Source organism: Kitasatospora sp. NPDC036934 (assembly GCF_055608425.1).
The window spans coordinates 38,120-52,069 of sequence record NZ_JBVJQR010000041.1 but is presented as its reverse complement, the minus strand read 5'-3'; the positions used below and the strand labels follow the sequence as shown (position 1 = coordinate 52,069).

Genomic DNA, 13,950 nt, shown 5'->3' with positions numbered 1-13,950 from the left:
GCCTTGTCGGCGGGTCGACAGTTTCATAGTGTTTCGGTGGTCATAGCGTGAGGGAAACGCCCGGTTACATTCCGAACCCGGAAGCTAAGCCTCACGGCGCCGATGGTACTGCAGGGGGGACCCTGTGGGAGAGTAGGACGCCGCCGAACAATTCTTCAGAAAAGCCCCTGATCCGGAAACGGATCAGGGGCTTTTCGCATTTCCGGAGGGATGGGGACCTCTGACTGTGATGCAGGTCACGCCGGAGTGAGAACCTGGGCGCCGGACCGGGCGTCTGGCTGGTGTGAGATCACGTAGGAGAGCACTGGACGAGCTGGACGAGGCGCGCCTCCTCCGGCTGGTGGCCAGGGGCGACCGCGGGGCGTTCGACGAGCTGTACCGCCGGACGTCGCCGTGGCTGGCGGTGCGATTGCGCCGTCGCTGCTCGGACGAGCAGGTCGTAGCCGAGGTCATGCAGGAGACCTATCTCGCGGTGTGGCGCGCGGCCGGCGCGTTCGCCGGCAGTGCGGTCGGCGGCTCGGCCGTCGGGTGGCTGTGGACGATCGCGGCGCGTCGGCTGATCGACGCGTTCCGGCGGCGTGCCCACCACGCCGAGCCGCCGGTCGCCGCCGCCAGGTCGGCGGTGGTGCCGGCCGCCGAGGAGGAGGCGCTGGCCGGGACGGTCGGCGGTGACGTCGGCGACGCACTGCGGCGGCTGGCGCCGGAACTCCGCGAGGTACTTCAGGCCACGGTGCTCGACGGGCTCTCCGTCCGTGAGACGGCCGTGCTGCTCAGACTGCCCGAAGGCACGGTCAAGACCCGCGCCCGTCGGGCCCGGATCGCGATGCGGGAGGCGTTGGCATGAGGGAGGAACACGCGTCGAGGCGGTTGATCGACGACTACGCCCGGGGTGACGCCGCGATGGCGGCGGACACGGTGTGGGCCCTGGAGGCTCATCTGGAGACCTGCGCGCCGTGCCGGAGCCTGCTGGCGGCCTCGGTGGCCGCCGAGGCGCCCGACGTCTCCGCGCTGCTGGACACCGTCCGGGCCGGGTTGGAGCCGCAGTTGGACGCGGCGGTCCGGGCACCCGCCCGGCGCCGCCGTCCGCGCTGGACGTCGGCCTGGCTGACCCCGGTGATGGGGCCGTGGCTGGCGATGACCGTCGCTGTCGCCCTGGTGGCGCTGCTGTTGGACGCGCTCGCGCCGACGTTGCTGCCCGGCGGTGCCTCGCCCGTCGCCCTGGTGGCGCCCGTGCTGCCGCTGTTCGGTGTCGCCGCGGCCTGGTCGCGCGCTCTGGACCCGGCTCATGAGCTGACGGCCTCGACCGCCCGGGCGGGGTTGCCGCTGCTGCTCAGGCGGACCACGGCGGTGCTCGTGGTCGTCGTGCCCGGGCTCCTGCTGACGGGCTGGCTCACCGGGACCGTGTCGGCCGCTCAGTGGCTGCTGCCCTCACTGGCCTTCACCTCCACCGCTCTGGCCCTGGGCAGCGTGATCGGGGTGACCCGGGCCGCCGCCGGGCTGGTGGCCGCCTGGAGCCTCGCCGTGCTGGTGCCCGCGGGGGTCACCGGCGAGGTCCCGGCGGCCGTGCGGCTCGTCCTGGAATCGGGCGCGCTGCCCGGGTGGGCGCTGCTGCTCACGCTCGGCGTCGGCGCCGTGATGGTGCGTCGGAACGCCTACGCGACGCTCTGACGACCACCTGCCCTACCGCTGTGAAACGCGCCGCGCCGTGAAGCGCGGCGCGCCGTGAAGCGTGGCGCGCTCTGAAACGCACCGGACGAACGACCATCGACCCTCGAAAGGGACCATCGCATGGCAGCCATGACGAGCGCGGCCGAGACCGCGCCGAAGACCTACGCCTGGGAGATCCGGGCCAGTGACCTGAGAGTGCGGGTCGGCCGGAAGAAGATGGCCGTCGACGGACTGGACCTCTCCCTGGGCATCGGCGCGCACGGCCTGCTGGGCCCCAACGGGGCGGGCAAGACCAGCCTGATCCGGGCCCTGGCGACGGTGCTGCGGCCGGCCGGGGGCGAGCTGGAGCTGCTCGGCACCTCCGTGGGCGGGCTGGGAGACCATCGGGCGCTGCGTCGCCGGATCGGCTACCTGCCGCAGGACTTCGGCTACTACAAGCGCTTCACGGTGCGTGAGTTCGTGGAGTACATGGCCTGGTTGAAGGAGGTGCCGAAGGCCGACGTCCCGGCCGCCGTCCAGCGGGCGGTGGAGCGGGTGGGCCTGGCGGACCGGGCCGACCACCGGATGAAGACCCTCTCCGGCGGCATGGTCCGGCGGGCCGGCATCGCCCAGGCGATCGTCAACGACCCCGCGGTGCTGCTGCTGGACGAGCCGACGGCCGGCCTGGACCCGGCGCAGCGGCTGCGCTTCCGTGAGCTGTTGCAGGAACTGGGCCGGGACACCTGCGTGGTCGTCTCCACCCACCTGGTGGAGGACGTCGCGGCGGCGTGCTCCGACGTGGTGCTGTTCGCCGAGGGCCGGCTGGTCTTCCAGGGCACTCCGGACGACCTGGCCGCGGCCGGCGGCGCAGAGCACCCGGGTGACAGCCCCCTGGAGCGCGGCTACTCGGCGCTCCTCGACGACTCCGGGCGTCCGGGAGGCAACTGGTGAACGGGCGTGTGCTGGGTATCGAACTGCGGCGTTCCTCCGCGCCGTGGGCCGGGCTCGTCGTGCTGGCCGGCAGCCTGGCGGTGTTCTTCCTGATCGACGGGATCTGGTGGCGGGGCGCCGGCGGGTGGACGGCGCAGTGGACCTCGATGGCGATGTGGACGCGCCACTTCCTGGCGTTCTGGTGGCCGCTGGCCGTCGGGTTCGGGGCGGTGTACGGGCTGCGCGACTCCCGCTCGCGGATGGGCGAGCTGCTGTGCAGCACGCCGCGCCCGGCCTGGCGGCGGGCGGCGGTGCCGTCCGGTGCGCTGGCGCTCGCGCTGGCGGCGGGGTACGGGCTGGTGGAGCTGGTGGGCGGGGTCCAGGTGGCGCTGGGCCGGACCACGTACGCGCCCGTGGGGTGGTTGCCGATCGCCTTGGTGGGGGCGCTGGGCCTGGTCGCGGGCGCCGTGTTCGGCATGGGCGTCGCGCGGGCCCTGCCCTCCGTGCTCACCCCGCCGGCGGTGGTGCTGCTCTTCCTGCTGCTGTCGCTCCTGCTTTCGCCGAACAGCGACGGACTGGTGCCCGAGGGTCGCGTGCCGAACCGGCTCACCCAGCTGTCCCTGGCGACCGCCGAGCCGCGGCAGATGCTGCTGACCCTGTCCGGGGCCGTCCACCTCGGCCAGACGCTCTGGCTGCTCGGTCTGCTGGGCACCGGCTTCGCCCTGCTGTCGGCCGTCACCCGCCGAGGTCGGGCGCTCGCCGTGCTGCCGGTCCTGGTCGGGCTGGCCCTGGCCCTGCTGGTCCTCCCGGGCGCCCCGCGCGACTCCTACGTGGTGGACCGGGCCGCCGCCGCTCCGGTCTGCGACGGACCGGTGTGCGTCACCAGGTCGAACAGCGGGCGGCTGCCGGAGCTCGCCCCGCGCGGCAGGGAGGCGCTGAAGGTGCTGCACGACGTCCTGGGCGACGGGGCGCCGCAGACGGTGCGGGAGAACACGGAGCTGCGCAGGATCAGCGACGACCGTCGGCTCCATGACGACGTGGTGCTGATCGACTTCGACGAGAGGACGCTCCGGGACGCGACGGGCGAGGCACTGACCCGCGCGTTGATCGCCCAGGGGCTGGCCCCGAACTGCTCCCCGAGCAACGACCGGGAGGGCGGTGGGCGCGGCGACGTCCCGGTCCAGAGCGTCGTGGTGAGCTGGGCCATGCACGACGCCCGGATCCAGCCGCTCGCCGACAAGGGCGACGACGCCTACTCGTTGAGGATCTGGGCGGACGCCGACGCCGCCTGGGAGCGGCTGACGGCGGCACCGCCGGCCGAGCAGCGCGCGCGGATCGCCGCGGTGCGGGCGGCGATGCTGTCCTGCTCGGGGCGGGGCGAGCTGCCGATCCTGATGGGGGAGGCGGCCCGATGAGGTGGCTGGTGCTGTACGCCCGCTCCCGGCAGGTGCCGGTCTCGGCGGCCGCGGTCCTGCTGATGGCGCTGGCGCTCTGGGCTCTCACCGGGCCGGGCGGATCCGGGTCGGAGCACCTGACACCGGCGGTCCTGGTCCTCACCGCGAACGTGGCGGCGTGCTCGATCGGGCTCGGTGGACCGGACGTGGTGCTGGAGCGGACGGCCGCGCTGCGCTGGGTGCCCCGCCGGGCGGCGCACGCGCTGCTGATCGGAGTCTTCGCCGGGGTGGTGCTGCTGGCGGTCCGGGCGACCGGGGCCAGGCTCGCGCCGGTGGAGCTGCTGGTCCGGGACTGCGCGGGGCTGGCCGGTCTGGCCGCGCTCGGGGCTGCGCTGTTCGGTGCCGCGTTCGCCTGGACGCTGCCGATGGCCTGGCTCGCGGTGATCCTGCTCACCCCGGCGCCGGGCGGCACCGTGGGAGAGGTGCTCCACTGGCTGGTCTTCCCGCCCGGCACGACGGCCTCCACCGAGACGGCGCTGGTGCTGCTGGGGATCGGCACGGCGGCGTACACCATGGCGGGACCGCGGCCTTAGCGGTCAACTCGACTCAGCCACAACGAAACTGACGAGCCGTTGAGCACCGTCCCACCGGGGCGGTGCTCAACGGCGTCTCCGGCGCCCGGCGGTGGGGCGGGACGCCCCCGGACCGGCCGTTCGGTCGGTATGGATGTGTGGCGGTGGTTTGTTTCCCTCTTGTGTCGATTCGGTGCGTATACGGGTCGAAAGGGGCCCTGGCGGCGGATCGGCGCCGGGTTGCTGATGTACTGAGTACGCGTCAGTAACGTACGCGGGGGGCGGGCCCGGGGGGCGCTCGGGGCGGATCGTCTGCCCCTGGAGGGCAGCCGGGGCTTCCCTGGAAGGGCACGTGCCCCGTATTGGTGCGGTTCGGACGGGTTGTCGGCCGGCGTGCGTGCCGGCCGAGGTGGCCGTCGGGTTTGACATGGTCACAGGGCGTGAGAGGAGATGGGGAGGAGCGGGACCGCTGGGGGCGGACGCGGTGATCCCGGGGGGAAGGGCCCGTTGACACCGTCGGTGCGGCGGGTGCACCTTTCCGGTCCGGATTGCCCGGGCGGGGAAGCCCGCCCGGGCAATCCGGGTCAGTGCCCCTGTCGGATGTCGCTCAGCGTTCCGCTGATGTTGAGGAGTTCGTGGCACGTGGGTGCCTGCTTGCCCGAGGCCGGAGTGCCCGGGGACTCGCAGGTCACGTTGGCCGTCACAGCCTGGTCCGCGGGGACCTGGATGGGAGTCACCCAGTGGTAGTCCTGGTTGCGGAAGGTCTCCAGCGCGATCGTCATGAGCGTCTGCTTGCCGGCCATGATGGTCACCACGCCCTGGTCGCCCTGGAAGTTGGCGATCACGAGGTCGGTCATGTCGAACACCTTGCCGTGCGGCACCTGGTAACTGCCGGTGGCGGCGCCGCCGTTCGGCGTCTGCACGTCGATCGTGGCGGAGCTCTGCTGGCCGGTGCCCGGCTGGGCCAGGCCTCCTGGACCGGGGGCGTTGCCGCCTCCGGGGCTGGGCTGCCCGGCACCGGGCTTGGTCTGGCCGCCGGGGGTCCCGCCCGCGGGGGCCGGGGTCCCGCCGCCGGGGGCGGCCGGGTTCGGGGCCGGGGTGGCGCTCTGCTGGGCGACGGCCTGCTCGGCGGCCTGCTTGGCGGAGCTGCGCACCGCCGGGCGGACCAGGGCGAACCAGGCCAGCAGGAGTGCGATCAGGGCCGCCAGCAGGGCGAGCAGCCACTTGGGGAAGATCGGCAGCTGGAGGAACTCGCCCTCCAGCAGCGGCCGCTGGACGGAGTCCGGAGTGGCGGCCGACGCACTTGCGGCGTTCCTGCCGCCGGTGCCCGTGCCCTCGGCGCCGCCCTTTCCGTCCTTTCCGCTCTTTCCGTCCTTGCCCGTGGAGTCGGCGACCTTGGCCGCGGCGGTCTGCTCCGGCCCGACCGTCACCTCGAACGGCCAGGAGGCCTGCTTGCCGAACCAGATCAGCTTGCGGGCCCGCGCCTGGAGCCGCAGCTCACCGGACTCCCCGGGCTGAAGCCGCAGCTTCTCCGGAGTGGCCCGGAACCGCAGGTCCTCACCGGCCTGTCCGGGGGTGAGCACCACCGTGGTGGGGGCGTTGCCCTGGTTGCGCACCGAGGCGCGGTAGCGGCCGCGCAGCCAGCCACGACGGCGGCGGGGTGCGAGCGCGGCCTGCAGCTCCTGGAACGGCGTCACGGTGACCGTGGTCTCCGGGACGGTCACCAGCTCGGGGCGCTCGGTCGGCAGGACCCGGATCCCGAGCGGGAACTCACCGGCCCGGGCGGCCGGCGAACGCGGCGGAGCAAGGCGAACCGTCACCGTCTCGGACGTTCCCGGGAAGAGCGAGACCCGGGCCGGTTCGACCGTCGTCCACGCGGCGCAGTCGCCGACCACCTCCAGCGTGTACGCCTCGACGATGTCGAGGTCGTTGCGCACCGTCAGGGTCGTGGTGGCCACGCCACCGGGCGCCACCGTCAGCGCGGGCAGGCCGAGTTCGGCGGATGTGGTCATGGTGCGACGGTAGGTCCGGAGGACCGTCCGCGGAGAGGGCCGTACGGGCAAGCCGTGGGCACACCCCTTGCCCGAGCGGACCGACCGACCCTGCCCGGCGCCGTCGCGGCACACCGCGCGACCCGGGCCCCCGCAGCAACCAGACCCTCGACCGGGCACCCGGCCGGCTCCGCTCCGCGGCGCCCGGCCACCACCGCCGCAGGTCCACTGGAAATTGGAGAGTTCGATGACGTCGACCGAGGCATCCCGCGGGGAAGCCGTCACCATCCGGCGCACGCCGACGGCCCAGCCGTCCGGCAGCGTCCGGCCGGCCGGGGCACGCATACCGGTCCAAGGGCGCGGCCGGCCCGCCCAGATACCCGTGGCGGTGTACGCCGAGGACCTCATCCTGCAGACCGGAGTGGTCCAACAGCTGCGCCAGCGGCCCGAGGTGGAACTGCTCAGTGAGGCCGACGCGGGCCGGGCCGAGGTCTCCCTGCTGGTGGTGGACGCCCTGACCGAGGCGGTCGTCGACCACCTGCGCCGGCTGCGGCTCGCCACCTCCGGCCGGATCGGCCTGGTGGTCGGCCAGTTCGAGGCCGGCGGGCTGCAGGCGATCGTCGAGCACGGGGTCGCCGCCGTGCTGCGCCGTTCGGAGGCGGACCAGGACCGGCTGGTGCACCTCATCACCGCGCTGGCCAACGGCGAGGGCGTGATGCCCGGCGACCTGCTCGGTGAGCTGCTCGACCGGATCGGGACGCTCCAGCGCACCATGCTGGACGGCAAGGGCCTGACGCTGTCGACCCTGACGGCCCGGGAGGCGGAGATGCTCCGGCTGGTCGCCGAGGGCTTCGACACCAGTGAGATCGCGGCCAAGACCTCCTACTCGGAACGCACCGTCAAGAACGTGCTGCACGAGATCATCACGAGGCTCGGGTTGCGCAACCGGGCGCACGCCGTGGGGTACGCGATGCGGCGCGGGCTGATCTGAGGAGGCCGGCCGGAGGGGGCGGAGCGTCCCCGAGGATCCGGCCGGAGGGGCAGGAGGCACCGCCGTCCCGGAACGGACGGCGAGCCACGGCGCGGACGGCCGTCCCCAACGCCCGCGACCGTGGCGGCCTGCCCTTTGCGGACACCGCTCGTTACCCCCGGCTCGGGCGCCCGGGCCCTGTACCCGGGCGCCCGGGCCGGTGAGACTGCGGGGGAGACCGCCCCTGCCACCCTGTGAGGTCGAGCGTGACCGGCGCCCCCGCCAATCCCCGCTCCGTTCGGCGGCCGGCCCGGGCCGCCGTCGCGGTGCTGCTCGCGCTGGCCGTCGCCATGCTGACCCTGGGCTCCGCGCCAGCCGGGCCGGCCGGCCGCACCGCCCCGGCCGCCACCGCCGAGGACCCGGCCGCCGGGCGGGTGCTCTACGCCGGCACCAACCACCGCGGCCTCGGCCGGGTGACCGGAGCGGCGTCCAGCACCCCGCTGTTCGGACCCGGCCCGATCCACTTCGACCGGGACCCGTCGGCCCGCGGCGACGACCTGGTCTTCACCAGCCTGCGGGACGGCCCGCTGCCCCAGGTCTACCTGCGCGACGCGAGCGGCGCGGTCCGCCGGCTCACCAACGGCATGGACACCGCCCACCCCGCGCTCGCCCCGGACGGCAAGGGCGTCGTCTTCGAGGCCCTGGAGCCCACCGCGGCCGGCGGCACCCAGCACGTGCTGTGGGCGGTCAACCGGGACGGCACCGGGCTTCGCCGGATCACCGAAGGCGCCGCCGACGAGACCCACCCGACCGTCTCGCCCGACGGCCGCTGGGTCGCGTACGCCTGCACCGGCGAGCCCGGGCACATCCAGATCTACCTGCGGCCGTTCGCCGGCGGCGCACCCGTCAAGGTCACCAACGTGACCAGCGGCGACGCCGTCGACCCGACCTGGAACCCGGTCAACGACGACGCGCACCGCAACCAGATCGTCTACACCTGGGACCAGGGCGACAAGGGCCGGACCCTGATGCTCACCTCGCCGACCGGCGGCGACAAGGCGTTCTTCCCCGGCACCGGCTCCACCTGGCGGTCCGGCTCCGCCTCCTGGATGGCCGACGGCAGCGGCGTCCTCTTCCTGAGCGCCGACCAGCTCGGCTCCTCCCCGGCGCCCCAGCCCGACCCGAACCAGCCGCCCGTGGTGAACCTCTACCGGGCGCCGACCTGCGACTGCACCGACCCCCAACTGCTCTACCGCACCAACCGGTTGATCGCCACGCCGACCTGGCTCGGCACCCAGGCCCAGGGCGGCCCGGTGGTCGAGCAGACCAGCGCCGCCGCCGCCAACATCGCCGACGTCCAGGACGTCCGCCAGGACGGGACCGACCCGCGCGACCTCGGGATCAGCGTGCTCACCGAGGACCCGGCCGCCGACACCAACACCAACCCCGACCCGGCCGCCGACCCGCTCTTCCACCCCCGCCCCGGCTACGACCCCTGGTACGAACGCCAGACCTACACGCCCGACGGCCGGCGGATCGTGGCCACCCGCTACGAGGACTCCCCGGCCGGACGGATCCAGCGGATCTGGCAGGCCGACGCCGACGGCTCCGGCCCGCAGCCGATGAACCTCGCCGGCCGCGGCCCGACCGACCGGGACACCGACCCCTCGCTCTCCCCGGACGGCAGGCTCATGGTGTTCAGCCGCAGCACCCCGGGCAGCGACCGGACCCCGGCCCGCCCCGGCCGGATCCTGATCGCCGAGGTGGCCACCGGCGCGATCGTCGGCACCGTCCAGCCGCCCGCCGACCAGCCGGGCGCCGCCGACGGCGAACCCTTCTGGTCCCCCGACGGCAAGCTGATCGCCTTCTCCCGCACCGCCGCGGTCAACGGCAACACCGGCAACCTGCACGTCTGGACGGTCGCCGCCGACGACCTCACCCGGCAGACCGACCTCAGCCGGACGGCCTGCCCGGGCAACTGCAACGTCATCGACGACAGCCCGGTGTTCTCGCCCGACGGCCGGCGGATCGCCTTCAACCGCAAGGCCGGCGACGGCGGGAACAACCACCGGGACGCCCTGCTGGTCACCACGCCCGCCGGCACCGGCTGCACGGTGCTGCTGCCCGCCGGGCACACCGATGACAAGGGCGCCTGCACCCGGCCGCTGCCCGACACCTCCGAAACCGGCCCGTACCAGCCCCGGGACGTCGCCTGGACACCGGACGGCGCCCGGCTGGTCCTCACCTCGCGCCGCGCCCTGCCGCCCAACTCCCCGGAGGGGCTGGGCACCTACGACTTCGCGACCGGCAAGCTCACCCCGCTGGACTGGCGACTGCCGGGACGGCAGAAGGAACCGGCCGTCCAGCGGTCCGTCCACCTGGCGCTGAGCGCGCCGCCCCGCACCCCGGCCGTCCGGGTCGACGGCGGCACCGACGTCACCGTCACCGTCACCAACCACGGCCCCGCGCCCTCGCCCGGCACCGTCCTCACCGCCTCGGTGCCGGCCGGAGCCCGGCTCGGCAAACTGACCACGCCCGTCGGGACCTGCGACGCCGACGCGCTGCGCTGCGAACTCGGCACCCTGGCACCGGGAGCCGAGGTGAAGGTGACCGCAACCCTGATCGGCACCCGGACCGGTGACCAGCCCTTCGGCTGGACCGTCACCGGAGCGGTGGTCGACCCGAACCCGGAGAACGACTCCGCCGAGACGGTGCTGCCGGTGCTGGACAAGCCCGCGCCGACGCCCACCCCGACCCCGACGCCCACCGCTTCGCCGACCCCGACACCGAGCCCGACCCCGACCCCCGATCCGACCACCCCCGCGCCGCCCCCGCCGCCGGCACCCGCACCGCCGCAGGCCGGTCCCACGGTCACCGTCGGCGCCCAGCCCGCCCCCGGCTACGTCGGCGGCCACGTGACCGTCAGCTACACCGTGCGCAACACCGGACAGGCCCTCGCCACCGGCCTGCGGCTCACCCTCGGCCTGCCCGCCGGGGTGCCCACCGAGCCGCTGCCCCCCGGCTGCCGGGCCGGCAGCTGCGAGCTGGCCGACCTCACCCCCGGCCGCAGCCAGGTGATCCGGGTGGTGCTGTCGCCGGTGGCCGCACTGGACACCACCATCACCGCCGAACTGACCACCACCGGTACCGACGCCACCCCCGGACCGCACCGGGCGAGCACCCCGCTGCGGATCCTCCAGCCCCGCATCGTCGCCGTGCCGCCGATCGGCAAGCCCGGCTTCGTGACCTCCGTGCGCGGCGTGGACTTCCCGCCCGGCGCACCCGTCCGGTTCACCTGGCAGCCCGGCATCACCGCCGACGCGGCCCCGACCTACCCCAAGGCCGACGGGACCTTCGCGGGCCAGCTGCTGATCCTCCCCAAGGACGAGACCGGTCCGCGCACCATCAAGGCCGACGGCCCCGGGTTCTCCCCGGTGACCACCCCGTTCCTGGTCGTCAAGGGCACCATCGGCCCGCCGGCGGAGGTGGAGCGCCGATGATCCACGAGGTCGATGAGGCGCTGCGGCTGCTGCTCGCCGAGGCGGGGCTGCCGGAGCGCGGGGTCGAGGTGGTGTTCGACGGGCCGACCCGGGACCTCGCGGCCCGGCGCACCGCGCCGACGGTCAGCGTCTTCCTCTACGGCATCCGCGAGGAGACCGGCCGCCGGCAGGCCGGCGCCGTCGCCGAGTACGACGCCGAGGGCGTGGTGATCGGCCGCCGGCCCGCGCCGCGCTGGTTCGAGCTGGCCTACCTGGTCACCGTCTGGACCAACCGCCCGCAGGACGAACACCGGCTGCTCGCCGAGGTGCTGCAGTGCCTGACCGCCGTCGACGCGCTGCCCGCCCGGCTGCTCACCGGCACGCTCGCCCGGCTCGGCCTGACCGTCGAGATGGACATCGCCGGGCGCGACACCGGCCTGCCGTCGGTGTCCGACGTCTGGTCCGCGCTCGGCGGCGAACTGCGGCCCTCGATCGACCTCAGGCTGCTCGCCCCGCTCGCCGGCGCGCTCGACCCCGCCGGACCGCCCGTCACCGAAGGCCTGGTCGTGCACGCCAGGGACGCCGGCGGGGACGGCGCCGGGGACGGCCGCACCGGGGACGACGCGCCGCCTCCCGACGGCCCCGGCCGCCGACTGCGCTACCACGGAGCCACCGACCCCGGCGCGGACGGCTTCGCCGCGCCCCGCGACCGCACGCTGCCGCCCGGCCGCCGGACCAGGGGCGGGAAGCGGTGAGCGTGGACCTCCGGACGGTGCTCGACGGGGCACCGTCCGGCCTCGACCCCGGCGGCGAACCCGACCACCTGTGGGAGCGGCTGCACCGGGTCGAGCAGCGGGTCCGTACCGCCGTGCGCGAGCGCCGCGCCGACGACCCGGACCCGGACGACCCGTATCGAGGTCAGTACCTCGGCCCGGAGGCGGTGGAACGCATCCTGGCCTCCGCCGCCGCCACCGGCCGCAGCGGTGCGGACGTCCGGGACGAGCCCGCCCCGCCACCCGGCTCGCGGCTCGCCCGGCTCGGCGCTGCCTTCGGGCTGCTCCCCGTCGACCTCGACCTCCTGATGGTCGCCCTCGCCCCCGAGCTCGACACCCGCTTCGAACAGCTCTACGGCTACCTCAACGACGACCTGACCAGGCGCCGGGCGACCGTCGGCCTGGCCCTCGAACTGTGCGGGCTCCCGGGTGCCGGCGTCGGCCGGCTGCGGTTCTCCGGGCAGGCCCCGCTGATCGCCGGCGGCCTGCTGGAGATCGCCGAGCCCGAGCGGCCGCTGCTCTCCCGCACCCTGCGGGTGCCGGACCGGGTGACCGCCCACCTGCTCGGCGACGACGAACCGGACGACGCCCTGGCCGGCCTGGCCCACCGGGCCCTGCCCGGGACGGAGGCCGACGGGGAGACCGTCGAACGGCTGCGCGCGGCCGCGACCGGCGCCGGCCCCGTCCACCTGCTCGACCGTGACGGGCACGCCGGCCCGCTGGCCGTCGCCGCCCTCGCCGCCGACGGCCGTACGCCGCTGGTCGTGGACGCCGCCGCGCTGGCCGCCCGGCCGTCGCCGGACCTGGTCCGGGTGCTCGCCCGCGAGGCCCGGCTCGGCGGGGCCGGGGTGGTGCTCGGCCCGCTGGACCGACTGGAACCCGAACGCCCCGAACGGGCGGCGCTGCTGCGCGAGCTGGTCGCGGCACTCGCCGCCGTCCCGCTGATCGTGCACGGCCCCCAGGTGTGGGACCCGGCCTGGACCCGGGACAGCCCCGTGGTCGTCACCGCCCCGCCGCCGGACGACGCCGGCCGCGCCGGGCAGTGGGCCCGCGCGCTGGCCACCACCGGGGCACCGCTCGCCGAGGAGCTGACGGACGGCCTGGCCGAGACGGTGGCCGCCTACCGGGTCGACCGGGAGAAGCTGGAGCGGGCCGCCGCGGTGGCCGCCAGGACGGCCACCGCCGAGCGCCGCCCCGTCCGCGCCGAGGACCTCCGGTCCGCCGTCCGGGCGCAGAACGCGGCCGGCCTGGCCCGCCTCGCCCGGCGGATCGAGCCCGCGGTCGGCTGGGACGACCTGGTGCTGCCCGTCCCCACCGCCGCCCGGCTGCGCGAACTCGTGCTGCGCGCCCGGCACCGCGACCAGGTGCTCGGGCAGTGGCGGATGCGGCCGGGCGGCGGCCGGGGCAACGGGGTGATCGCCCTGTTCGCCGGCGAGTCGGGCACCGGCAAGACCATGTCGGCCGAGGTGGTCGCCGCCGAACTCGGCATGGAGCTGTACGTGGTGGACCTCTCCACCGTGGTCGACAAGTACATCGGCGAGACCGAGAAGAACCTGGAGCGGATCTTCACCGAGGCCGCGCAGGTCAACGGCGTCCTGCTGTTCGACGAGGCGGACGCGCTGTTCGGGAAGCGCTCGCAGGTCAAGGACGCCCACGACCGCCACGCCAACGTGGAGACCGCCTACCTGCTCCAGCGGATGGAGTCCTTCGCGGGCATCGCGCTGCTCACCACCAACCTGCGCGCCAACCTGGACGAGGCGTTCACCCGGCGGCTGGACGTCATCGCCGACTTCCCGCTGCCCGACCAGGCGCAGCGCCGCCTGCTGTGGGACCGCTCGCTCGGCCCGCGGCTGCCCCGCGGCGACGACCTCGACCTGGACTTCTGCGCCCGGCACTTCGAGCTGACCGGCGGCTCCATCCGGGCCTGCGCCGTCTCCGCGGCCTACCTGGCCGCCGGGACGGGAACCCCGCTGGGCATGGCCCAGTTGGTCGCGGCCGTGGTCGGCGAGTACCGCAAGCTGGGGCGGCTGGTGCTGGAGAGCGAGTTCGGGCCGTGGCTGGGTGTCCTCGGGGACATCGGGCACGGCTGACCGGGCGCCCGTCGGCGGGGACGGCGGGGACGGGCGGGGCCGTTCGGGGCGCCTGGGAGTAGCCGCCGGGGGCAGCCGGTGCTGCCCCCGGCGCGGGACCTGGG

Annotated in this window: 10 protein-coding genes and 1 rRNA gene; 10 read left to right on the top strand and 1 reads right to left on the bottom strand. The window is 75.0% G+C overall.

What is annotated here, in order from left to right; all coding sequences use genetic code 11:
- Window positions 1–32: 32 nt before the first annotated feature.
- The 6 genes from rrf to ACZ7BZ_RS35600 all read left to right on the top strand — a co-directional run bounded on the left by rrf (window position 33) and on the right by ACZ7BZ_RS35600 (window position 4,564).
- Window positions 33–149, top strand: a 5S ribosomal RNA gene (gene rrf, locus ACZ7BZ_RS35625).
- 134 nt (window positions 150–283) lie between these two features.
- On the top strand, window positions 284–844 hold the full coding sequence (locus ACZ7BZ_RS35620; protein WP_470361965.1) for an RNA polymerase sigma factor: 561 nt from the start codon (window positions 284–286) through the stop codon (window positions 842–844).
- Window positions 841–1,668 carry a zf-HC2 domain-containing protein gene (locus ACZ7BZ_RS35615; RefSeq protein WP_470361964.1) on the top strand — a complete coding sequence of 276 codons (828 nt, stop codon included), beginning with the start codon at window positions 841–843 and terminating at the stop codon, window positions 1,666–1,668. The genes ACZ7BZ_RS35620 and ACZ7BZ_RS35615 overlap by 4 nt, the downstream gene beginning before the upstream one ends.
- A gap of 120 nt (window positions 1,669–1,788) precedes the next feature.
- The gene (locus ACZ7BZ_RS35610; RefSeq protein WP_470361963.1) at window positions 1,789–2,598 is read left to right on the top strand and encodes an ABC transporter ATP-binding protein; all 810 of its coding nucleotides are present in this window, start codon (window positions 1,789–1,791) and stop codon (window positions 2,596–2,598) included.
- Window positions 2,595–3,992, top strand: a complete 1,398-nt coding sequence (locus ACZ7BZ_RS35605) for a hypothetical protein (protein ID WP_470361962.1) — start codon at window positions 2,595–2,597, stop codon at window positions 3,990–3,992. Before ACZ7BZ_RS35610 ends, ACZ7BZ_RS35605 begins: the two co-directional genes overlap by 4 nt.
- Complete coding sequence (locus tag ACZ7BZ_RS35600) at window positions 3,989–4,564, top strand: hypothetical protein (protein ID WP_470361961.1); 576 nt, start codon at window positions 3,989–3,991, stop codon at window positions 4,562–4,564. Before ACZ7BZ_RS35605 ends, ACZ7BZ_RS35600 begins: the two co-directional genes overlap by 4 nt.
- Before the next feature lie 563 nt (window positions 4,565–5,127).
- Here ACZ7BZ_RS35600 and ACZ7BZ_RS35595 read toward each other — a convergent pair.
- Window positions 5,128–6,555: a COG1470 family protein gene (locus ACZ7BZ_RS35595; RefSeq protein ID WP_470361960.1), complete on the bottom strand. Its 1,428-nt coding sequence runs from the start codon at window positions 6,553–6,555 to the stop codon at window positions 5,128–5,130.
- 226 nt (window positions 6,556–6,781) lie between these two features.
- On the opposite strand from ACZ7BZ_RS35595, the gene ACZ7BZ_RS35590 reads away from it, so the two are divergent.
- From ACZ7BZ_RS35590 to ACZ7BZ_RS35575, 4 genes are all read left to right on the top strand, one after another.
- Window positions 6,782–7,525, top strand: coding sequence for a helix-turn-helix transcriptional regulator (locus ACZ7BZ_RS35590; RefSeq protein ID WP_470361959.1), 744 nt, complete (start codon window positions 6,782–6,784; stop codon window positions 7,523–7,525).
- 245 nt (window positions 7,526–7,770) lie between these two features.
- Entirely contained in the window at window positions 7,771–11,004 is a 3,234-nt protein-coding gene (locus ACZ7BZ_RS35585) for a hypothetical protein (RefSeq protein WP_470361958.1), read from the top strand.
- The gene (locus ACZ7BZ_RS35580; protein ID WP_470361957.1) at window positions 11,001–11,738 is read left to right on the top strand and encodes a Pvc16 family protein; all 738 of its coding nucleotides are present in this window, start codon (window positions 11,001–11,003) and stop codon (window positions 11,736–11,738) included. The genes ACZ7BZ_RS35585 and ACZ7BZ_RS35580 overlap by 4 nt, the downstream gene beginning before the upstream one ends.
- Window positions 11,739–11,755: 17 nt before the next feature.
- Entirely contained in the window at window positions 11,756–13,846 is a 2,091-nt protein-coding gene (locus ACZ7BZ_RS35575; RefSeq protein ID WP_470361967.1) for an AAA family ATPase, read from the top strand.
- The last annotated feature ends 104 nt before the right edge of the window (window positions 13,847–13,950 follow it).